The sequence below is a fragment of the Bradyrhizobium sp. BR 1432 genome (assembly GCF_051547705.1).
Taxonomy (GTDB): Bacteria; Pseudomonadota; Alphaproteobacteria; order Rhizobiales; family Xanthobacteraceae; genus Bradyrhizobium; species Bradyrhizobium zhanjiangense.
Window position 1 is genome coordinate 631,436 of record NZ_JBPUGF010000004.1, and the last position, 21,529, is coordinate 652,964.

At 63.9% G+C, this 21,529-nt stretch carries 19 protein-coding genes and 1 pseudogene; 13 read left to right on the forward strand and 7 right to left on the reverse strand.

The features are described from left to right. Positions 1 to 68: 68 nt before the first annotated feature. The 4 genes from ACSKB8_RS43935 (at position 69) to ACSKB8_RS43950 (ending at position 5,211) form a co-directional block, all read left to right on the forward strand. Entirely contained in the window at positions 69 to 1,565 is a 1,497-nt protein-coding gene (locus ACSKB8_RS43935) for a hypothetical protein (protein WP_438111685.1), read from the forward strand. Further along, positions 1,562 to 2,266, forward strand: a complete 705-nt coding sequence (locus ACSKB8_RS43940; RefSeq protein WP_438111686.1) for a hypothetical protein — start codon at positions 1,562 to 1,564, stop codon at positions 2,264 to 2,266. The genes ACSKB8_RS43935 and ACSKB8_RS43940 overlap by 4 nt, the downstream gene beginning before the upstream one ends. Before the next feature lie 287 nt (positions 2,267 to 2,553). After that, positions 2,554 to 4,128, forward strand: coding sequence for an alkaline phosphatase D family protein (locus tag ACSKB8_RS43945; protein WP_438111687.1), 1,575 nt, complete (start codon positions 2,554 to 2,556; stop codon positions 4,126 to 4,128). A 264-nt stretch (positions 4,129 to 4,392) separates the two neighbouring features. After that, positions 4,393 to 5,211: an aldo/keto reductase gene (locus tag ACSKB8_RS43950; RefSeq protein ID WP_438111688.1), complete on the forward strand. Its 819-nt coding sequence runs from the start codon at positions 4,393 to 4,395 to the stop codon at positions 5,209 to 5,211. 65 nt (positions 5,212 to 5,276) lie between these two features. Here ACSKB8_RS43950 and ACSKB8_RS43955 read toward each other — a convergent pair. Continuing rightward, positions 5,277 to 5,505 (reverse strand): annotated as a pseudogene (locus ACSKB8_RS43955) (hypothetical protein). An 87-nt stretch (positions 5,506 to 5,592) separates the two neighbouring features. Continuing rightward, the gene (locus ACSKB8_RS43960; protein WP_438111689.1) at positions 5,593 to 6,045 is read right to left on the reverse strand and encodes a hypothetical protein; all 453 of its coding nucleotides are present in this window, start codon (positions 6,043 to 6,045) and stop codon (positions 5,593 to 5,595) included. A 158-nt stretch (positions 6,046 to 6,203) separates the two neighbouring features. On the opposite strand from ACSKB8_RS43960, the gene ACSKB8_RS43965 reads away from it, so the two are divergent. Continuing rightward, on the forward strand, positions 6,204 to 6,476 hold the full coding sequence (locus ACSKB8_RS43965) for a helix-turn-helix domain-containing protein (RefSeq protein ID WP_370984936.1): 273 nt from the start codon (positions 6,204 to 6,206) through the stop codon (positions 6,474 to 6,476). A 17-nt stretch (positions 6,477 to 6,493) separates the two neighbouring features. Here ACSKB8_RS43965 and ACSKB8_RS43970 read toward each other — a convergent pair whose 3' ends face one another. Continuing rightward, positions 6,494 to 7,726, reverse strand: a complete 1,233-nt coding sequence (locus ACSKB8_RS43970) for a PLP-dependent aminotransferase family protein (protein ID WP_438111690.1) — start codon at positions 7,724 to 7,726, stop codon at positions 6,494 to 6,496. Positions 7,727 to 7,778: 52 nt separating this feature from the next. Beyond that, positions 7,779 to 8,306: a DUF3124 domain-containing protein gene (locus ACSKB8_RS43975; protein WP_438111691.1), complete on the reverse strand. Its 528-nt coding sequence runs from the start codon at positions 8,304 to 8,306 to the stop codon at positions 7,779 to 7,781. 67 nt (positions 8,307 to 8,373) lie between these two features. Between ACSKB8_RS43975 and ACSKB8_RS43980 the strand changes: the two genes are divergently transcribed. The 5 genes from ACSKB8_RS43980 (at position 8,374) to ACSKB8_RS44000 (ending at position 13,983) form a co-directional block, all read left to right on the forward strand. Further along, complete coding sequence (locus tag ACSKB8_RS43980) at positions 8,374 to 10,104, forward strand: cation:proton antiporter (protein WP_438111692.1); 1,731 nt, start codon at positions 8,374 to 8,376, stop codon at positions 10,102 to 10,104. Positions 10,105 to 10,279: 175 nt separating this feature from the next. Beyond that, the gene (gene ribB / locus ACSKB8_RS43985) at positions 10,280 to 11,356 is read left to right on the forward strand and encodes a 3,4-dihydroxy-2-butanone-4-phosphate synthase (RefSeq protein ID WP_091892435.1); all 1,077 of its coding nucleotides are present in this window, start codon (positions 10,280 to 10,282) and stop codon (positions 11,354 to 11,356) included. 146 nt (positions 11,357 to 11,502) lie between these two features. After that, a complete protein-coding gene (locus ACSKB8_RS43990) occupies positions 11,503 to 12,717 on the forward strand; it encodes an acyl-CoA dehydrogenase (protein WP_091892433.1) in 1,215 nt (404 codons plus the stop codon). 184 nt (positions 12,718 to 12,901) lie between these two features. Next, positions 12,902 to 13,822 carry an MBL fold metallo-hydrolase gene (locus ACSKB8_RS43995; RefSeq protein ID WP_438111693.1) on the forward strand — a complete coding sequence of 307 codons (921 nt, stop codon included), beginning with the start codon at positions 12,902 to 12,904 and terminating at the stop codon, positions 13,820 to 13,822. 20 nt (positions 13,823 to 13,842) lie between these two features. After that, the gene (locus ACSKB8_RS44000; RefSeq protein ID WP_438111694.1) at positions 13,843 to 13,983 is read left to right on the forward strand and encodes a hypothetical protein; all 141 of its coding nucleotides are present in this window, start codon (positions 13,843 to 13,845) and stop codon (positions 13,981 to 13,983) included. 9 nt (positions 13,984 to 13,992) lie between these two features. Here the strand turns inward: ACSKB8_RS44000 and ACSKB8_RS44005 are convergent, their stop codons facing one another. Together ACSKB8_RS44005 and ACSKB8_RS44010 are read right to left on the reverse strand one after the other, a co-directional pair. Next, positions 13,993 to 14,847 carry a DUF1499 domain-containing protein gene (locus ACSKB8_RS44005; RefSeq protein WP_438111695.1) on the reverse strand — a complete coding sequence of 285 codons (855 nt, stop codon included), beginning with the start codon at positions 14,845 to 14,847 and terminating at the stop codon, positions 13,993 to 13,995. 251 nt (positions 14,848 to 15,098) lie between these two features. Next, positions 15,099 to 16,727, reverse strand: a complete 1,629-nt coding sequence (locus ACSKB8_RS44010; protein ID WP_370984941.1) for a fatty-acid--CoA ligase — start codon at positions 16,725 to 16,727, stop codon at positions 15,099 to 15,101. A 65-nt stretch (positions 16,728 to 16,792) separates the two neighbouring features. On the opposite strand from ACSKB8_RS44010, the gene ACSKB8_RS44015 reads away from it, so the two are divergent. Further along, entirely contained in the window at positions 16,793 to 17,878 is a 1,086-nt protein-coding gene (locus ACSKB8_RS44015; protein WP_438111696.1) for an extensin family protein, read from the forward strand. Between the two features lie 36 nt (positions 17,879 to 17,914). Here the strand turns inward: ACSKB8_RS44015 and ACSKB8_RS44020 are convergent, their stop codons facing one another. Further along, positions 17,915 to 18,601: a L,D-transpeptidase gene (locus tag ACSKB8_RS44020; protein WP_130212824.1), complete on the reverse strand. Its 687-nt coding sequence runs from the start codon at positions 18,599 to 18,601 to the stop codon at positions 17,915 to 17,917. Positions 18,602 to 18,936: 335 nt separating this feature from the next. Between ACSKB8_RS44020 and ACSKB8_RS44025 the strand changes: the two genes are divergently transcribed. Both ACSKB8_RS44025 and ACSKB8_RS44030 read left to right on the forward strand, forming a co-directional pair. After that, positions 18,937 to 19,914, forward strand: a complete 978-nt coding sequence (locus tag ACSKB8_RS44025; RefSeq protein ID WP_438111697.1) for a magnesium transporter CorA family protein — start codon at positions 18,937 to 18,939, stop codon at positions 19,912 to 19,914. Between the two features lie 206 nt (positions 19,915 to 20,120). Next, positions 20,121 to 20,339 (forward strand): hypothetical protein, encoded by a 219-nt coding sequence (locus ACSKB8_RS44030; protein ID WP_128935312.1) that lies wholly within the window; start codon positions 20,121 to 20,123, stop codon positions 20,337 to 20,339. Positions 20,340 to 21,529 lie beyond the last annotated feature (1,190 nt).

The following is a 21,529-nucleotide window of genomic DNA, read 5'->3' on the forward strand; positions in this document are numbered from 1 at the left end:
ACCAGTTTATTGCCGCCGTCGGGTGCGGGGAAAGTCACGATACTGGAAAGACCCGAACGCGCTTTGCGATGCTGGTTGAAAAGATCCGCGAGGCCGCGGACCGCGCATTCGCGTTCAAGACCAACCCCCTGCGATCAATTCTCGCTGCGGCTGGCTGCCTGCTTGTCCTGTTCGTGGCAGCATGGGTCCTTGACAAGATCTTCGTCTACTTCCTGGCCCGCAGCTATGTCCAGGAGGTTGCTGACGTCTTCGACCTGAACAAGCATCTTGCCAATGCGCTTGTTTATGTGACCTTCGTTGCGCTCGTCTTCTTCGGTGGGCTGACGATTTCGCTGTCGAAGCGACGGCGGCTTGTGGGGCTTCTCGGCGTCTTCGTCCTGATGGTCGGGCAGTCCCTCATCTTGTGGCGGGGAACCTCGAAAGAGATCATTTCACGCGATGGCAGCGCCCTGAAGTGCTACGTCATCACGCGCGACGGCGTCAGATATGGCGAACGGCCCGGCATCGATCCGGGGACCGGACGCCAATGCCGTGCCGTCACGCCCGAAATGGTTGAGCGTCTTCGCGAATACGAGAAGGGCAATCGTCCGACTCAGATCAGCGGCACGCCGACCTTCTTCAACCTCGGAACGGGAGAACCGATCGTCTGGTACTCCAAGACCAAGAACGGCGAGATTGAACTGTTCGATCTGATGGGTTTCCATCCCTCTTCCGGTGAGGAATTGCTTCCGATCACCAAAGACGTCGTCGAAGCCTGGAGCCTGCAGAAGCAGAAAGAGGCGCGCCAGGCTCCAACGCCGATCGATCCCGAGAAATACGCGTTCTTCGATCCGATCACCGGCAAGGCCCGCGTGTGGTATCGACGCGCCGACAAGACGGGCGATTTCGAGTTCTACGATCGCGAAGGCTTCGACCCGCGAACCGGCGATGCCCTCGCAGTCGTTTCGCGCGACGTGATCGCAGCCTGGCAACAGTACAAGCGCGATAGCGAATCCCAAAAATGTTACGTCATCACCAAGGATGCGGTGCGATACGGCAACAAGCCGGGCATCGACAGCGCCACGGGCAAGGAATGCCGGCTGTTGACGGCCGAACTGCTCCAGCGGCTCAGGGAATACGAGAAGGGCAATCGTCCGAAGCCGATCAAGGCGCCGCCGGACCCGGTGTTCTTTGATCTGCGAACCGGAGAACCCATCGTCTGGTATTACAAGGCCAGATCCGGCGCGATCGAGATCTTCGACCTGATGGGCTTCCATCCCGAGAGCGGCGAGGAGCTTTTGCCGGTCAACAGGGACATCGTGGAAGCTTGGAAAGCGCAGCGGCAGTCCGAAAGCGTCAGGGCTCCGCAGCGGATCGATCCCGAGAAGTACGCCTTCTTCGATCCCCTCACCGGCAACGCGCGCGTCTGGTATTGGCGCAGTCAGAAGGGCGAGTACGAATTCTACGACGCCCCGGGTTTCCAGCCGCACACCGGCGACGCGCTGGTTGTCGTCACCAAGGATACCCTCGAGCAGCTCAAGCGGGATGCCGAAGCGAGGCAAAGGAGCTCGAACAGCAGCGATTGAAGATCGAGCAACAGCAGCGTGAGCGGACCGAGCGGCTTGAGCGTGAAACACGTGAAGCCGCCCAAAGGCTGGACGAGGAGAGAAAGAAGCGCGAGGCCGAGCTCCAACGCGAGACCCAGGCCGCTAACCTTTGCGACCAGCTGGCCGGAAATCCGACCGACCCGCAACGGTCGGGACCGGGGGCCTCATTCGACGCGCTCAAGGCCCGGGTCAGCGACGCGGTGGCCAATTGCGAGCTGGCTGTCCGGCAGTATCCGGATCAGCTGCGGTTTCAGTATCAACTGGGGCGATCGCTGCAGTTCGGAGATCGCAACAGGGCCTACGAAATCCATCGCAAGCTCGTTAGCCTGCGCTATCCCGCCGCCTACGACAATCTGGGCTGGATTCTCTATCAGGACAAGAAGAACATCCCGGAGGCGGTCAATACCTTTCGCATGGGCGTGCGGCTCGGCGATCCCGATTCGATGGTGAGCCTCGCCGAGATGATCGATCGGAAATACGCCGTCCCCACGGATCAAAGCGAAACGAAAATTTCCCTTTATGCGAGAGCGGGAGCACTCGGGCATCAGGGCGCGCAGCGGGCGCTTCAGGTCGAGCAGGCGAACGAGGCAAAAGCGACACAGGATCTCGCCGTGCAGCAACAGCAGCAACGACTGATGCTGGAGATGCTCGGAACGATCGTGCAGAACGTGCGCCGCTAGCAGCACCTCTGTTCGCGGTCATTTGCGACAGGATAGCCCGCGCGCGGCATTTGCGAGATTTTGCGTGCAACGGCCGCCTGCAGCAAACGGCACCAGTACGCTTTGGCTGTAGCCTATCGCGTGCACTTGGTGCGTCGGCCACGGATCGATTGTGTTCAAATGCCCTAGATCCGTCCGCGCCCGTCATCCCCGCGTCGCAAAACCGTAGGCGCGGAGTCAAGAAACCGTCAGGGTGGAGTTCAAGGAGCGCAGGCACCTTCCGTCGCGATTCGACGAAGGTTTCCTGAATGGCAACGCTCCGCGCCGCGCGGGCATGGACCCGGCGGCAATTTTTGGTTCGCTCGACCTCCAGCCTCGCCATCGCCTCGCTTGGGACGCTCGCAAAGCCGCATCTCAGCCGCGCCGCCGATCGTCCGCAGATCACGAGCGGCATCCAGTCCGGCGATGTCTCAGACGGCGCCGCCGTGATCTGGGCGCGCGCCGACCGGCCGGCGCGGATGCAGGTGGAATGCTCGACCGTCGAGAGTTTTAAGACGATCATTGCGTCGGGTTCGCGAGATGCGCTGCCCGATGCCGACTTCACTGCAAAGCTGCTGCTGAACGATCTGCCGCCCGGGCAGGACATCTTCTATCGCGTGCGCTTCGACGATATTGCGACCGGTATCGCCGGCGAGAGCCGCATCGGCCATTTCCGCACAGCGCCGGCCGCGGGCCAGTCGATCTCGTTCCTGTGGTCCGGCGACACCGCGGGACAGGGCTGGGGCATCGATGTCTCGCGCGGCGGGTATCGCAGCTATCGCACCATGCTCGACAACCGCCCGGATTTCTTCATCCACTCCGGCGACCACATCTACGCCGACTGCACCATTCCCTCCGAGCAGAGGCTGCCGAACGGCGAGACGTGGCGCAACATCGTCACCGAGGAGAAATCCGAGGTTGCGCACACGCTGGCGCAATTCCGCGGCAATTACAAATACAACCATCTCGACGAACACTTTCGCGCCTTCCATGCGGAGGTGCCGATGTTCGCGCAATGGGACGATCACGAGGTCACCAACGACTGGTCGCCGACCGGCAGCTACGACGCCGCCGGTTATGAGGACGACGGCACGCCGCTCCTGGTCGCGCGCGCCCGCCGCGCCTTCTTCGACTTCATGCCGATCCGCGACATCGGCGCGCGACAGGGCCGGGTCTATCGCAAGATCGCTTACGGCCCTCTGCTCGACGTCTTCATGATCGACATGCGCAGCTATCGCGACGAGACCTGGAACAAGGGAAACGACCATCGCGGCTGGATTCTCGGCGCCGAGCAGCTCGCCTGGCTCAAGCGCGAGCTCGCCGCCTCGCGCGCGACCTGGAAGGTGATCGCGGCCGATTTGCCGATCGGCCTGATCAGCCTCGACGCCGTTGCGCTCGGCAATGGGCCGCCCGACCGGCGCGAGCACGAGATTGCCGATCTGCTGGCGTTCATCAAGCGCGCTGGAATCCGCAATATCGTCTGGCTCACCGCCGACATGCACTACACCGCCGCGCACTACTACGATCCGAACAAGGCGCAATTCCAGGATTTCGATCCGTTCTGGGAGTTCGTCTCCGGCCCGCTGCATGCCGGCACCTGGGGGCCGGGCGAGCTCGATGACACGTTTGGTCCGGTCGCGATGTACCAGCACGGCTGTAGCGCTGCGCAGGGCGAGAATCTGGCGCCGTGCTTCGGCTTGCAGTTCTTCGGCCGGGTCGACATCGATGGCGCGACCGGAGTAATGACGGTGACTTTGAAGGACGTCGACAACCGTGACCTTTGGTCGGTCGATATCGTGCCGCGGCCGCCGGCCCGACCGGCCGTGGTGGCGCAGCATTCGTGAGGGACGGCCGCACTGAGCCCTGGTCGTCATGCCCGGGCTTGTCCCGGGCATCCACGTTCTTTGTGCCGCGGGGCAAGGCGTGGATGGCCGGGTCAAGCCCGGCCATGACGATGGGGAAGCATCGTGCGCCCCAAAGCTAACCCGATCTTGATTGGCCGCCCGGCGCCGCCCGCGCTATGGTCGCTACTCCCACCACTTCCTTTCCATCACCGAAGAGTTTGTCACCGCGCGTCCGGCGGGATGAATGACGTCAGGAGCCTGTTCATGGAGCATCTGCAGACACAGGGCATCAGCATGCCCAAGCTCGGCCTCGGCACCTTCCGCATGCAGGGCGACGTCTGCCGCGCCGCGGTCGAGAGCGCGCTGTCGATCGGCTATCGCCACATCGACACCGCCGAGATGTATGCCAACGAGGAGTCGATCGGTTCGGCCATCGCCGCTTCCCGCCTGCCGCGCGGCGAGCTGCACGTCACCACAAAAGTCTGGCACGAGAATCTGGCACCGGACGCGATCCGTCGCGCTTTCGACGCCAGCCTGAACAAGCTCAGGCTCGACCATGTCGACCTCTATCTCGTGCACTGGCCGTCGAGAGCCGCCAATTGGGGCGCGGTGTTCGAGACCCTGATGAAGCTCAAGGAGGAGGGGCGCACACGGGCGATCGGCGTTGCGAACTTTACCACAGCGCTGCTCAAGATCGCCGTCGAGGACATCAAGGCGCCGATCGCCTGCAACCAGATCGAATATCATGCCATGCTCGATCAATCGAAGGTGCTGGCCTATCTCAACGCCAAGTCGATCCCGCTTGTCGCCTATTGCCCGCTGGCGCAGGGGCGCATCGCCGCAGATCCGGTGCTAAGCGAGATCGGGGTTAAGCACAATGCGACCGCCGCGCAGGTCGCACTGAAATGGCTGCTCGATCAAAACGGCGTCGCGGCGATTCCGAAGGCCTCGCGGCGCGAGAGCCAAAAGGCCAATCTCGATGCCCTGAAGATCACGCTCGACGATGCCGACCGCAACAAGATCGCCGCGCTGCCAAAGGACATGCGCTGCGTCAATCCCGGCTTCGCGCCGGCGTGGGATTAGCCGCGAGTGCTTTCGTACGCAAAGAGATGTCCCCGTGAGGGGCCATCTCCATGCTGCGTTGCGCGTTAGTCCCAGTGGTGGCGATGACTGCGCTTGATCACGACGACCTTGTCACCGCGATGGTGCCAGGCCGCGATGCCGGCCGTAGTCCTGGTGCATGCGATATTCGGCGCGGGCGCCGTACGGGCCGTGATGATGACCGCGCTTGATCACCACCGTCTCGGCGCTCGCCAGCGTCGGCGCCGCGATCACCAGCGCGCCGAGAGCCGCAACCACATAACCAAGCCTCTTCATGATGTCTCTCCTCCAATCGAATGCACATCTAAACCGCGCGTGCACGCGAACGTTCTGGAGGAACTGCGGGAGAATTCTGAACGGCTGTTAATCGCAGCGTTGCTGCGCCGATGTCGGCGCGCCGGTCGCGACGTATTTGCCGTCCCTGATCGTGTACTCGCCGCGTTCGCTGCGATTGTAGATCGCGCGCAGGCTGCCATCCTTCTGCAAGAGGAGTCCAAATTCGCGCGTCTGATGCAGCGAGGGGAAGAACACCATCACATTGAGCAGGCCCTCGGCATTGACCGTGGCGGAGACGACCTCGTTCTCGTCCCTGGCGTCGCCGAAGTTGCGCCCGTACATCACCCGGCCGTCCTTCCTGATCTCGTAGGTCAAGAGCGCGCGCTTGTCGCGGTCGGGCCGAACCGCGCAGTCGACCGCCCAAGAGCCGAGCAGGCCCCATTGTTCGACCGTCGCCGCAAGCGTCTCGGCACGCGCCGCGGACGCGAGTGCGACCCACAGCAGCGCAGCCGCTATCCAGCGGCTCAAACAACCCGTCATGTCCTGGCAAGCCCCGCCTCGAAGAATTCCAAAGTGTAGCATCCCGCGCACGGCCGTCCACGCCAGCTGCCGATCGCGCGCGAATTTGATCCGCGTCAATGAGGCCGGCCGTTTCCGGGTTAGGATGTGCTTCCCGAAGGCGATGCGTGGATGGACCAATGCTGAATCAAGTCGTGGATTTTGCGGGCGAAGTGCTCCCGGGGAGCTGCGCCGTGCCGCCTTATTCCGAGACCGCGTTTCTGGCCGAGCTGGGCGAGCGCTTAAGGTCCTCGCGCACGCGCTGTGACCTGTCGCGCCGCGAGCTGGCCCGCCGCTCCGGGATTTCCGAGCGCTACATCGCCCAGATCGAGGCCGGCAAGGGCAACGTCTCGATCGTCCTGTTGCTGCGGCTCGCCTCCGCGATCCACAGCAGCCAGCCCCAAGTGGCTTAATATCAGGTGGCTTAATATCAGGCCCGCTTCTCCACATTGGCGCTACGGGCCGGCACGCCAAATTCCTTGCGGCAGACCTCGGCCAGCACGGCGACGCCCTCACGGATCTGCTGATGCGTCGGGCTCGCAAAGCACAGCCTCAGCCGCGAGCTGGAATGGTTCTTGTTGGTCGACCATTCCGGCCCCGGATTGATCGAGACGCCGGCGGCCAGCGCGGCCTGATAGAGCTTGAGCGTATCGACCTGGTCGGGCAGCTTGACCCAGAGGAAGATGCCGCCCTTGGGCTCCTCGAACTCCGCCGCCGTCCCGAACTGCTCGTTGAGGGCTTCCATCAGCGTATCGAGCTTGGTGCGCAGCGCCTTTGTCAGGGCCGGCACATGGGTGGAAAAATGCGGCTTGCAATAGGTGGCGAGCACCATCTGCTCCAGCGCGCCGGAGCCGGCATCCGTCTTCAGGGCCAGCATCCGCGACATCACATCCCAGGGCGCCACGACGAAGCCGACGCGCAGCGCCGGCGCGATCGACTTCGAGAATGAGCCGATATGGATCACGCCACCGTTTCGGCTCATCGCATGGATCGCAGGCGGCCGCTGTCCCGACCAGATGAGGTCGGCATAGCAATCGTCCTCGAAGATCGGCACGCCGTATTCCGCCGATAGCCGCAGCAGCTCGACGCGCCGGCTCTCCGGCATGATGCTGCCGGTCGGGTTCTGCACCGTCGGGATGGTGTAGATGTATTTCGGCCGGATGCCGCGGCTCTTCAGGTCGGCTAGTGTGGAGGCCAGCACGTCCATGCGCATGCCGTCCTTGTCGAGGGGGACGCCCACCACATTGACGCCGAGCCGCGCCAGGCGCGTCAGCGCGCCCTGATAGCTCTCCTGCTCGAAAATCACGGTGTCACCGCGCGTCAGCAGCGTGGCGTTGACGAGGTCGAGCGCCTGGAGCGAGCCCGAGACGATCAGGAGATCGTCGACCGTGCAGGTGATGCCGGCATCGCGCTTGAGCTTTGTCACCAGGAATTCGCGCAAGGGCAGGTAACCCTGGGGACCGTGCGCCAGCCCGTAAGTGGCAAGCGAGCGGCCCTCGCGTTGCAGCGCCAGGTTCGTCGCCTCGATCAGGCCCTCGAGCGGCACCTGCTCGGAGTCGTTGTTGCCGCCGACGAAGCTGTATTTGGCAAGGCCCGTCCAGCGCGCAGAGGGGGCCGGCAGCCCTGCGGGAAACAGGGGCGCGAAATCGAAGCTGGAGGTCATGGGCGTTCCTCGTCTTGTTCTTGTTGGGCGGCCGGCGTTGCACCGGCCTGTCTTACTTCTTGCTGGCCGTCCGGGTCGGACGTCCCTGGCTGATGAAAGCGTAATGCGCATTGGCGACGCCGCCAACCATCAAGGCTTCGACCACGGGCTCGGCGATCTCGCTTGTTGCGGCCCAGTCCACGAGAAAATTGGCTCCGGTCCCGCCGCGGACGTCGTCGGTCGGAATGAAGATCGAGACGGTGGCGAGCGGCCTCAAGGCGACCGGCGCCTTCAGATAGCTCTCGACCTGCTTGCCTGCGGTGTCGAAATAGGCGATGCGTTTGACCACCAGCGGCTGGGTCTCGGAGGCGTTGTGCACGCTCAGCGTCACCGAGAAGTCGACACGCAGCTTGCCCTGGCTCATGGCGACGCTGGAATAGGCGGGCACGTAGAACCCGCCGGAGACGGCAAGTTCTTCCTTCGGCATCGCGGTTAGCGAATCAGCAAAGTTTTGTTCGATACTGACCTTGGATTGCGCGGCGGCCGGCACGGCGTAGGCGAGGGGGCATAGCAGCATTGCCGCGAAGAGCCCTTTCCGCATGTGACGAATTGCTCGCTTGCCGCACCGCAACCCGTCTCTAGGGTGCGGCAAAACGGACCAATTTGGCATGCACGAGCTCATTCGCGACATCACTCTCTGTATTCTGTTTGCCTGGATGCTGGGCCTGCTCGCCCATTTCTCTCGGCAACCCCTGATCCTGGCCTACCTTATCGCCGGCTTCTGCATAGGTCCATTCGGCGCCGGCTGGGTCAAATCGCAGGAATCGATCAGCGTCATCTCCGAGCTCGGCCTGATTTTCATGCTGTTCATGATCGGGCTGGAGATCGACCTGAAGAAGATCGTGCGGGCGGGAAAGGTGATCCTGTTCGCGGCGGGCGGCCAGCTGCTCGGGGGCTGCCTGCTCGGGGTCTTGTTCTTCGTCGGCATCGGCCTGTCGCTCGGCGGCGGGCATTTCGATGCAATCTATCTCTGCGTCGCCTGCGCCTTGTCGAGCACCGTCATCATCGTCAAGGTGCTCTACGAGAAGCGCGAACTCGACACGCTGCCGGGCCGCATCACCCTCGGCGTGCTGGTGCTCCAGGATATCTTCGCCATCCTGTTCCTGGCGGTGCAGCCGAGTCTCGCCAATCTGCAAGTCAGCGTCATCCTGCTCTCGATCGGCCGCGTCGCGGTGCTGGTCGCCGCCGCGCTCCTGGTCAGCCGCTACGTGCTGCCGCGTCTGTTCCACCAGATCGCACGCCGCCCTGAGCTGATCCTGCTCGGCGCGCTCGCCTGGTGCTTTCTCGTCGCCGAAACGGCGGAGCGGCTGTCGCTGTCGCGCGAGATGGGCGCGCTGATCGCCGGCGTCTCGCTCTCGACCTTTCCTTACGCGCTCGACGTCACCGCCAAGGTCACCACACTCCGCGACTTCTTCATCACGCTGTTCTTCGTCGCGCTCGGCATGACCATTCCCGTGCCCGGCCTCTCCGTGATCGGGCTCGCCTTGATGATCGCGGCGTTTACGGTGGTGAGCCGCCTCATCACCACTTTCATCCCGCTCTACCTGATGAAGCAGGGGCTCCGCGCGAGCCTGTTGCCGGCCCTCAACCTCGCCCAGATCTCCGAGTTCTCGCTGGTGGTGATCCAGACCGGCATCGCCGACCACCATATCGCGCCGGAGACGGCGAACGCGGCCTCCTTCGCCTTCGTGGTGCTGGCCGTGCTCTCGACATTCGTGATGACGCGCAGTGACGAGATCACCCGCTGGATGATCGGCCCCCTGAAGCGGATCGGCCTGCGCGACCTCGATCACGGCAGCGGGCATGCCGAGGAGGCCCATGGGGGCGGCCATGGCGAGGCCCGCCGCATCGTCATCCTCGGCTTTTTCCGTGCGGCGAGCGCGCTTTTGGCCGAGATCGAACGGCAGACCCCGGTGCTGCTGGAGCAGATCACGGTGGTCGATTTCAACCCCAATGTGTACCAGACCCTGCTCTCGCGCGGCCTGCACGTGATCTATGGCGACATCAGCAATGTTGACACGCTGCTCCATGCCGGCGTCGGCAAGTCCGAGATGATCATTCTCAGCGTGCCGGATTCGCTGCTGAAGGGCGCCACCAACGAGAAGCTGGTCCGCCACGTCCGCGCGCTCAACCCCACCGCCCTGATCGTGGCGACCGCCGACCTCCTGGCCGATGTCGGCGAGCTCTACGGGGCCGGCGCCAGCTATGTCACCGTGACCCGGCTCAGCGACGCCCACGAGCTGTTCACGGTAATCGAAGCCGCCCAGGCCGGCCTTCTGGCCGACAAGCGCGCCGAGCTCGATCAACGGCTCGGCGAGCGGCGCGAAGTGCTGCCCTGACCGCGCCGGCCGCCTTCCCTTCCGGCGGTCGGCGCCTATATCCCTGGTATCTTCGGTGCAAGCCTGGACCACCCTGGCAGGCCTGCCGTCCGGCATATGTGGTTGCGCTGGGAAGACTAGCGCCCCGGCTCAAGTCCGGCTAAGCCTCCCGGCCATAACCGATAGAGATTGGGAAATGCCCGATAGCATTCAGGAAGTCTTGCAGGCCTTTGCCCGGGGCGAGCTTGTCGTCGTCACCGATGATGAGGATCGCGAGGGCGAGGGCGATCTGATCGTCGCTGCCTCGCTCTGCACCGCCGAGAAGATGGCGTTCATCATCCGCCACACCTCCGGCATCGTCTGCGCGCCCGTGACCACGGAGGACGCACGCCGCCTGCGGCTCGATCCGATGGTCGCCCACAACGATTCCGCGCATACCACCGCGTTCACGGTCTCGATCGACTACAAGCCCGACGGCGGCACCGGCATCTCCGCCGAGGAGCGCGCCTCGTGCTGCCGGGCGCTGTCCAATCCCAATGTCGGCGCCAATGACTTCGCCCGCCCGGGCCACATCTTTCCGCTGATCGCCAAGGATGGCGGCGTGCTGCTGCGCTCCGGCCATACCGAGGCCGCGGTCGACCTCTGCAAGCTCTCCGGCCTGCCGCCGGTCGGCGTCATCAGCGAGCTCATGAACGACGACGGCAGCGTGATGAAGGGCGAGCAAGTCGCCCGCTTCGCCGCCGAGCACAAGCTCAAGCACGTCACCATCGCGGACATGATCGCTTACCGCCAGGGGCGCGAAAAACTGATCGAGCGGGTCTCGACCTTCGTCACCGAGAGCCCGATCGGGCCCTTGCAGGGCTATGCCTACCGCTCGCCGTTCGATTCCATCGCCCACGTCGCCTTCGTCTACAATGGCGTTGGCGACGGCAAGAACGTGCTGACGCGCTTTCACAAGCCGAACATCGTCAAGGACGCTTTCACCGGCCACAAGCGCATGGCGGCGGTGCTCGAGCATTTCAAGAAATCCGGCCGAGGCGTGCTGGTCTACCTGCGTGATGGCGCAGCCGGTGTGCCCGTGGAGCCGCTGCCGGACGAGACGTCCACGGAAGCCGACCGCAACCGCCAGTGGCGTGAGGTCGGCGTTGGCGCGCAGATCCTGCGCGATCTCGGCGTCACCTCGATCCGGCACCTCACCTCTTCGGTGCATGACTACAAAGGCCTGTCGGGCTTCGGCATCGAGATCGTCGCCAACGAGCAGCTCGAAAGCTGACACGCAGTGTAGAGGCGAGGAGATTGCGGGTTCGACGCTTCGCCTCGCCCCGGAATGACCGAAACCAGGATGCAATTGCACTTGTTGCCGCGGCGCTTTAATTTGTCGGGCAATTTTTGACGGAACCAGACGCGAAAGGACGTTTCATGAGCGTGCGCCCTCAGGCCAAGGACAAGCCGGCTGCGGCTTCTTTCCAGTGGGACGATCCGTTCCTGCTCGACGAGCAGCTCACCGAAGACGAGCGCATGGTGCGCGACACCGCTCGCGCCTATGCCCAGGACAAGCTGCTGCCCCGTGTCTCCCAGGCCTATCTCGAAGAAAAAACGGATCGCGAGATCTTCAACGAAATGGGTGAGCTCGGCCTGATCGGCATCACCCTGCCGGAGGAATATGGCTGCGCCAATGCGAGCTACGTCGCCTATGGCCTCGTCGCGCGCGAGATCGAGCGGGTCGATTCCGGCTATCGCTCGATGAACTCGGTGCAGTCCTCGCTGGTGATGTATCCGATCTACGCCTATGGCGACGAGAACCAGCGCAAGAAGTACCTGCCGAAGCTCGCCAGCGGCGAGTGGGTTGGCTGCTTCGGCTTGACCGAGCCCGATGCCGGCTCCGACCCGGCCGGCATGAAGACGCGCGCCGAGAAGGTTTCGGACGGCTATCGCCTCACCGGCAGCAAGATGTGGATCTCGAACGCGCCGATCGCCGATGTATTCGTGGTGTGGGCCAAGTCGGCGGCGCACGACAACCAGATCCGCGGCTTCGTGCTGGAGAAGGGCATGAAGGGCCTCTCCGCACCGAAGATCGGCGGCAAGCTGTCGCTTCGCGCCTCCATTACCGGCGAGGTCGTGATGGACGGTGTCGTGGTTCCCGAAGACGCGCTGCTGCCCAACGTCTCCGGCCTGAAGGGCCCATTCGGCTGTCTCAACCGCGCCCGTTACGGCATCTCCTGGGGTGCGTTAGGGGCCGCCGAGGACTGCATGCACCGCGCCCGCCAGTACACGCTCGACCGCAAGCAGTTCGGCAAGCCGCTCGCCGCGACCCAGCTGGTGCAGAAGAAGCTCGCCGACATGGAGACCGAGATCGCGCTGGGCCTGCAGGGCTCGCTTCGTGTCGGTCGCCTGATGGACGAGGGCAAGTTCGCGCCCGAGATGATCTCGATCATGAAGCGCAACAATTGCGGCAAGGCGCTCGACATCGCCCGCACCGCCCGCGACATGCACGGCGGCAACGGCATCTCGATCGAGTACCACGTGATGCGCCACGTCCATAACCTCGAGACGGTCAACACCTACGAGGGCACCCACGACGTCCACGCCCTGATCCTGGGCCGCGCGATCACGGGCATTCAGGCGTTTTTCTAGTCGTCACGCATTCCGTGGCGGTTGTTTTGCTGAGCTGTCATCGCCCGCCTTGTGCGCAATGCGCATTGGGGCGGGCGATCCAGCATCCCAGAGACCTCGCCTTCGTCACAGGCGCCGCGGCGTACTGGATACCCCGCTTTCGCCGGGTATGACGAAGAGTGTGGCGGTACGCACAGGAAGTCCCATGTCCGACAATGACGACGTCCCGTTCAACCGCAACTTTCCGCTGAAGCCCGGAATCGTCGAGGAGGTCCGCCCCGGCGTGCGGCGCGTGCTCTGTAACAATCCGAGCCCGTTCACCTTCACCGGCACGGTCAGCTACATCGTCGGCACCGGCAATGTCGCAATCATCGATCCCGGCCCGGACGATGCGGCGCATGCGGCAGCGCTGCTCGATGCCGTGCGCGGTGAGACGGTGAGCCATATCTTCGTCACCCACACCCACCGCGACCATTCGCCGAACACCGCGCGGATCAAGCAGGCGACCGGCGCGCCCGTTTATGCCGAAGGCCCGCACCGGGCCTCGCGCCCGCGCTTCGAGAGCGAGAAGCACAATCCGGAATCCGGCGCGGACCGCGATTTCGCGCCCGATGTCAGGATCGCCCATGGCGACGTCGTCGAAGGCGCCGGTTGGCAGCTCGAGGCGGTGGCAACGCCCGGCCACACCGCAAACCATCTCGCCTTTGCCTGGCCCGAGCGGAACTTCAACTTCGTCGGTGATCACGTCATGGGCTGGTCGACATCGATCGTGGCACCGCCCGACGGCTCGATGATCGACTATATGGACTCGCTGGACCGCCTCGCGTCCCGCGAGGAGGACCTCTACTTCTCCGGCCATGGCCCGGAGATTCCGGACGGTCCGCGCTTCGTGCGTTTCCTGATCCGTCATCGCAAGGCGCGCGAGGCCTCGATCCTGCACCGCCTCGCCAAGGGCGAGGCCGACATCCCGACCATGGTGCGCGCGATCTATATCGGGATCGATCCCAGGCTGACGACCGCCGCTGGCTACTCCGTGCTGGCGCACCTGGAAGACCTGGTCGCGCGAGGCCTGGTCGCAACGGATGGCGATCCCGTGATCGGCGGGACATATCGGATGGCGAGCTAGCCGCCCGTCGTTCTGGGGCGATGCGTAGCATCGAACCCGGGATCTCGCGCCACAATCTCGATATTCCAGGCGGCCCGGCAGGCGGCCCGGAGTTCACCTCTCCCCGCTGGGGAGAGGTGATCCGGAGCAAGCTGGCCGAGCTTAATCTCATCGTGCGCTAGACTAGCGCGTCACTTCTTCACCGTCTTCGCCGGCGCTTTTGGCGGCGCGACCGGCGTCTTCTTCACCGGCTTGAGCGCATCGGCATCGGCGGCGGTGTTGAGGTCATCAATGAATTTCTTGACGCGGGCAGCGTTGCTGCCGAGGTCGCTCTCGAAATAGCGCGAGGCGGAGCGGATATCGACGCGGGAATCATCGCCATCAGGCACGACCCGGATCGAGATGTCCTCGCGGAACCCCATGATCGGCGTGCGCGCGACCGCCTCGATGCGGCCGATACGGCGCGGCGGCTGCGGCGCACGCTCGTCGATGACGAGCCATTTGCGCTTGTTGACGAGCTGGCGTGCGATTGCATAGGCGCGGTCCACCGGGATCTCCAGCTCGATCGGCTCGATGTCGGGATAAAACTGGCGCTGCTGCTCGGCCGAATAGAGGCCGGTATAGACCGCGGTGTTGGTGCCATCGCCGGTGCGTATGGGCGCCAACGCGTCGAAGCGCGGCGGGTCGATCGGGTTGGTGGTGATGTCGTGGATCGCCGGCAGCTTGCGATATTGCAGGCCGAGATAGGCGGGATAGGCGAGGATCAGCGCATCGATCAGGAAAGCGAGCAGGATGCGCGCCATGCCGCGCGAGCCGTTCTGCCAGATCGCGGCAAAGCCGGCGAGCCCGAACAGGATCGAGAGGCCGGCAATCGCAAGCCCGCCGAAGAAGGCCATCAGCGCCGGTTTCATCTCCAGGAAGTTGAAGCGGACGATGATGATCGAGACCACCACTGCCACCACCGCGAACACGGCCAGATTACGCGCCCAGCTCGCGAGGCTGGACACGGGCTCCGACTGATAGGGAGCGGAGAACCTGCGGGCCATCGGGTGAGCTCTGCCGGGTGTTGCGAGCGGCGCCGGCCGATCTGGCGCGGCTATGCGCCGTTGAGACCACGGCGCGGGGGCAAATTCGAAGGGCTCCGCGTGCGCCCAGACCGTCATGCCCGGGCTTGTCCCGGGCATCCACGTTCTCCGTGCAGCGGAGCAAGGCGTGGATGGCCGGGACAAGCCCGGCCATGACGTCGTGGAGGCTTCAATGCGTCAAACGCCCCCCTCCAGGAGAGGGTGGCACCGTCTTACGCCGCCGCGTTCGGGAAGCGGTAATCCTTGAACTGGTCGCGCAACTCCGTCTTCAGGATCTTGCCCGTCGCGGTGTGCGGAATGCCCTCGACGAAGACGACGTCGTCGGGCATCCACCACTTGGCGATCTTGCCGTCCATGAACTTCAGGATGTCCTCGCGCGTGGCCTGCTGGCCCTGCTTGAGGTGCACGATCAGGAGCGGCCGCTCATCCCATTTCGGGTGGAACACGCCGATCACGGCGGCTTCGGCCACGGCCGGATGGCCGATCGCGAGGTTTTCGAGATCGATCGAGGAGATCCACTCGCCGCCGGACTTGATCACGTCCTTGGAGCGGTCGGTGATCCGCATGTAGCCGTCCTCGTCGATGGTCGAGACGTCGCCGGTGTCGAAGAAGCCTTCCTCGTCGAGGATGTTGGCGTCGAGCCGGTAATAGGCCTTGGCGACGGCTGGGCCGGCGACCTTGAGGCGGCCGAAGGTCTTGCCGTCCCAGGGCAGCTCCTTGCCGGCATCGTCGGTGATCTTCATCTGCACCGCGAACGGCGCATAGCCCTGCATCTGGAGCACGTCGAGCCGCGCCTCTCCGGTCGCGTTTTGGAACGGCGGCTTCAGCGCCGCGACGGTGCCGATCGGGCTCATCTCGGTCATCCCCCAGGCGTGGCGGACGTTCGAGCCCATGTCGAGGAAGGCCTTGATCATCGAGCGCGGCATCGCCGAGCCGCCGCAGATCACCATCTTCAGGTCGGGCAGCTTCAGATTGTTGGCGGCCATGTGCTGGAGCAGCATCAGCCACACCGTCGGCACGCCTGCGGTGTGCGTCACCTTCTCGGTCGAGAGCAGCTCGTAGACCGAGGCGCCGTCGAGCTTGGCGCCGGGCATCACCAGCTTGGTGCCCTGCGAGGGCGCGGAGAAGGCGATGCCCCAGCTGTTGGCGTGGAACAGCGGCACCACCGGCAGCATGGTCTCGGAGGCGCTGGTGCCGAGCGCGTCGACATTGTTGGCCATCAGCGCGTGCAGCACGTTGGAGCGATGCGAATACAGCACGCCCTTCGGGTCGCCCGTCGTGCCCGACGTGTAGCACATCGCGGCCGCCGTGTTCTCGTCAAAGTCCTTCCATTTGAATTTGCCGTCGGCCTGCGCAATCCAGTCCTCGTAGGCGACCACATTCTTCAGCGTGGTTTCCGGCAAATGCGCCTTGTCGGTGAGCACGACATAGCGTTCCACGCTCGGAAGTTTGTCGGCGATCTTCTCCAGGATCGGAACGAAGGTGATGTCGGTCATCACGATGCGGTCCTGCGCATGGTTGATGATCCAGGCGATCTGCTCGGGGAAAAGGCGGGGATTGACGGTATGGCAGATGGCGCCGATCCCCATGATGCCGTACCACACCTCGAGATGGCGCCAGGTGTTCCAGGCGATCGTTGCGACACGGTCGCCGAGCTTGATGCCGTCGCGCTCCAGCATCTGCGAGACCTTGAGCGCGCGCTGGTGGATCTCGGCGTAGTTGGTGCGATGGATCGGCCCCTCGACAGAGCGCGTGACCACCTCCTGCTTGCCATGAATCCTGGCGGCGTGTTCGATGATCCGGTGGCAGAGCAGGGGCCAATCTTGCATCAAACCGAGCATTCTGACGTTCCTCCGAGAAGTCGCTGGGCGCGTTATCGCTCTCAGCCTTGGGCCAAACAATTGTGATGAGTTTTAGCCTGCCGGACTTTCGCCGCAAATGGTCTTGTCGCGGCTATATGTCCACCGGCGCGGCAATGGTTACCGCCGCGCTCGCGCTGTCGCTAGTGCTCGCCGAGAGGGCTGAGGCGCGGAAATATCCTGCGCCATGGGATATCTTCGGCCTTGGTACACCACGACCGCGCGCAGCCGTTCGTCACGCCAAGATTCCACTGCCAAAACCGCGCCCCGAAGAGGCCCCCAAGGCGTCGGACGAGGGGGCGCCGGAGCCAGAAGGCAAGCCATCCGAGGACAAGCCAAGCGCCGACAAGCCCGCCGAGGCCGCGCCGCCGCCCGAGAAGCAGGCCTCGGCCTGCCGGCTGGCGCTGACCGAGGAGATCGCGATCGCGCCGTCGATTCCGGATATCCGCGGGCCCGGCGCCTGCGGCGGTGAGGATCTGGTGCGGTTAGAGGCCATCGTGCTGCCGGACGAGCGTAAGGTGGCGGTCAAGCCGGCGGCGATCCTCCGCTGCAACATGGCGTCCGCGGTCGCCGATTGGGTACGCAAGGACATGGTGCCGCTGGCGGCGAGCCTCGGCTCGACCATCAGCGACCTCGACAATTTCGACAGCTTCGAGTGCCGTGGCCGCAACCGCGTCGTCGGCGCGATGCTGTCCGAGCACGGCAAGGCCAACGCCCTCGACGTCCGCGCCATCAAGCTCGCCAACGGCCAGTCGATCGGCCTGACCGACCGCACCATGTCGCGCGAGGTGCGCGAGCGCGTGCTGCATTCGGTGTGCGCGCGCTTCTCCACCGTGCTCGGTCCGGGCTCGGACTGGTACCACGAGGACCACATCCATCTCGACCTGGCGCAGCGGCGCAACGATTACCGGATCTGCCAGTGGAACGTCTGGGATCCCCTGCCGCAGGTCGCCCCGCTGTTGCCGGCGGAGCGCCCCGAGGAGGCACCGCCGCGCGAGGTCGCGGCCAAGCCCGACGGCAAGGAGGACGCCGACGAAGGGGCGGCGGAGACTCCCCCTGCGGCTGCGGACAAGCCGTCGGCTGGTGGCAACAAAGCCCGGTCGCACAAGCCGGCAACAAAAAAGCGCCGGTAAGACCGGCGCTTTTGGATGTCAGAGATCAGAATGCGATCAGTAGCTGCCGGCTTGGCCGGTTTGGCTGCCGCCGAGCGCCAGGCGCGAATTATACGGCGAGTCGCCATGCTTCGGCTCGAGCACCACGACGATGGTGCCGACCTTGACGCGGTTGTAGAGGTCGATCGCGTCCTCGTTGGTCAGGCGGATGCAGCCCGACGAGATCGAGGCGCCGATATATTCCGGCTGGTTGGTGCCGTGGATGCGGAACAGCGTGTCCTTGCCGCCCGAATAGAGGTACATGGCGCGGGAACCCATCGGATTGTCCGGACCCGGCGCGACATAGGTCGGCACGCCCAGGCGCGAAATCTCGCCCGGCGTCGGATGCCAAGCCGGCCATTCGGTCATGCTGCCCACCTTGGCAATGCCGGACCAGGCCATGGCCTCTTCGCCGACGGTGATGCCGTAGCGGATCGCCTTGCCGCCCTCCAGCACGTAATAGAGGTAGTGGTTGTCGGAATCGACCACGATCGAGCCCGGCGATTCCTTGCGGTGATACTCGACGATGGCGCGGCGGAACGGCTCTGCGACCGGGGTATTTTCATACCGGACCTTGGCGAGGAGTTCCTTATCCTTCGGCTTGAAGGCTTTGGTGTCGGTCGCCTCGAAATGCGTGGCCTGCATGCAGCCCGACAGCATCAGGCCAGCGGCCAAGATCCCCAATTTAACTTTCAGCGACGACATGGTTTGGTTCCAATCAAAACAATACCGTGCGGAACGCCTGAGCTTAGCGCCCAAGTTCCTCGACTCCGTTAATCCCATTATCGTTGAAATCTGCCACAATTCCAGCACTGAAGCCCTTATCCCGCGCTGCAAGACCCCGGCTGTGGCTTTTTTGCCGCAAGTTTTGCGGCGCTGTGCGGATTTTGCGGCAGGGGACTCCGAACTGTCGATTCCGCGCCACAGTTGAACCCCGACCCCGCCACAAATACCAACGCTTCGTTAATCCGGTTGTCATCGTGAACTTGTCAGAATCGCGCTAAGGGCTGTCATTCTGTCGCAGGTGCTCTGGAGTTGTCATGTTTTCGGTGTTTGTTCCCTCCGAGGCCTCCCTCAAGAAGGCTGTCATCGAAGATCTCACCGCGCTGCCGGAGAGCGCGGTCTGGATCGACCTCGTCAACCCGAGCGCGGCCGAGGACAAGGCGGTGGAGCGGCTGGCGGGCATCGCCATCCCGACCCGGGAAGACATGCAGGAGATCGAGATCTCCAGCCGGCTCTATATCGAGAGCGGCGCGCGCTACATGACCGCGACGCTGATGTGCCACTCCGATACCGACATGCCCCGGACCACGGCAGTGACCTTCATCCTCGGCGACCACCGCCTGGTGACGGTGCGCTACGATTTGCCGAAGCCATTCGCCCTGGTCGAGGCCAAGCTCGGTCGCTCCTGCACGCCTTCCATCACCGGCGAGATGGTGCTGATGGAACTCCTGGACGCCGTGATCGACCGCTGCGCCGACATTCTGGAGCGCTGCGGCGCCGAGATCGACCAGGTCTCGCACGACATCTTCGAGCCCGAGAGTGAGCGCCACGGCCACGCCAAGCAATATTCCCAGATCCTGATCTCGATCGGCCGCAAGGGCGATCTGACCTCGAAGGTTCGGGAGAGCCTGGTGTCGATCGGCCGCGTCGTGACCTTCTTGTCCGCAGTGGTCGAAGGCGTGAAATGGTCGAAGGACATGCGCGAGCAGCTCAAGACCATGCAGCGCGACGTGGCCTCGCTGACCGATCACGCATCCTATCTCTCCAACAAGATCACTTTCGTGCTCGACGCCATGCTCGGCGTCGTCGATCTCGAGCAGAACAACATCATCAAGCTGTTCTCGGTCATGGCTGTTGTCCTGATGCCGCCGACGCTGATCGCCTCGATCTACGGCATGAACTTCAAGGTGATGCCGGAACTCGAATGGATCCACGGCTATCCGATGGCGCTGGTGATGATGCTGGTGGCCGCGATCGTCCCGTACTGGATCTTCAAGTGGAAGAAGTGGCTCTGATCTCCCGCGCTCTCGGAAAATAGCTACCGAGACCTTACGCGGTTCGCAAAGACACGGTCGATCGTGTCGCAGAATAGAGCGGGATTGAGGCGGTGCCGTGATGTGTGCGCTGTGCCCCAATTCCTCCGGTAAAATTTGAGCGGTGGGCTGAACGTTTGCGCGAAACTTGTCTGCGATAAGCAGCATGTTAGCCGCGAGGAACAGCCATGGTTGAAAAACACATAACGACGCCCCGCAACGTCATCGATCTGGCGAACTATCGTCAGGCCGTGACGAGCGGCAAGGCGCCGTCGTTGTCGGCACGCCTGTGCCGGCACTGTGGTGCTCCGCTGCTCGACGGCGAAAACGACGACGACTGCTCGACTGCATTGAACGCCGCCGCCCCGCGGCTGCGCGAACGGTCGCGTCGGATTCGACTCGATTGAGGAACGGAAGGAAGGCGGGCGATCCAGGTCTTGCGGCGGCGTTGTCTGGATCGCCTTGCTTCCGTCTTTCGGCAAATCAGCTAGCGCTTCACGATCTGCGCCGTCGAGACAATGGTCTCGGCGATGGCGCCGTCGCGGCTGAAAGCGACGAGATGCTTTAAGACATCGCGCAGCATAGCCTCGACATTCTCGCCCAAAGCATCGGGTGATGACGACGATGCGGATCTCGGCGCGGTTGAGCGCCGCTTTCGATTGTGGCGCGAACCCGCGATCAAGGTGACGTTCACGGCCGCGCGATCATATCACGACAGAATGCGATGTCGCCCGTCGGGCAAAACACCGCGCGATCACAGCCGTGTTGTCAAGGTGCCTGCTTGGAAATATTCCACTTTACCGAAATTCGGATTTGTCGTATGTGTCGCCCATCCCGGCTCATCTTGAGGGGCGATCGTGTGGTCGTCATGTTTCGCGAGCCGGGCTTGCGGTGGACGCAGCAGCGTCGGGCGCGAACAGCCAGGGCAGGGCGGATTGCTCTCCGTGAGCCCAGGGCTTCGTGCGGACGGACGGCGCTGTCAGGTTCGTCTCGCCCGTAAGTTTCCGGCTCCGTCGACAGGGCTGGGAAAACTGCGGCGAAATGGCGGGCCGTGCGTACGGCAAAACCGTGTGGTCCTGGCCGTCGTTGCTACGGTCAAGCTCTTGCGGATGCGGCAACCGCGTCAACCGGCGCGGTGCCGGCGACTTCGCAGGAGTGAGGGAGGCCAGAAGGAACTCGGCTCCCGGGAGAACTCGGCATACGCCGTCCGACCATCGCGCAGGGAAGGCCGAGTGATTGGCTACACCTGTATGCTGCTGTGCGGTTCTTCCTGCGTGTGCTTTTCGCGCAGCGGACCGCGGGTGCCGGCCGGCACCCGGCCTTCCCTGGTGTGCCCGGCATGGGCTTCGACTTGGAGGTGAAAGTCCTTCCGTGAGCTGATCACAGCGAGCGAAGTGAACCGCAGAGTGTCGGACCGCGAGGCCGGCGTGAAGGAAGCGGGGAGCGAAGCTGCGGGCCGACGAACAGAAATCGGATATGAGGCGGAGCCGAGCAGGGCGAGCGGGCCAGGAGCCGCAAAGCCGTTGTGATCAAGGCAGGCGACGTAGATCCGGCGGTCGTGCAGCGAAGGTCGAAGGTCTTACCCGGGGAGATCTCG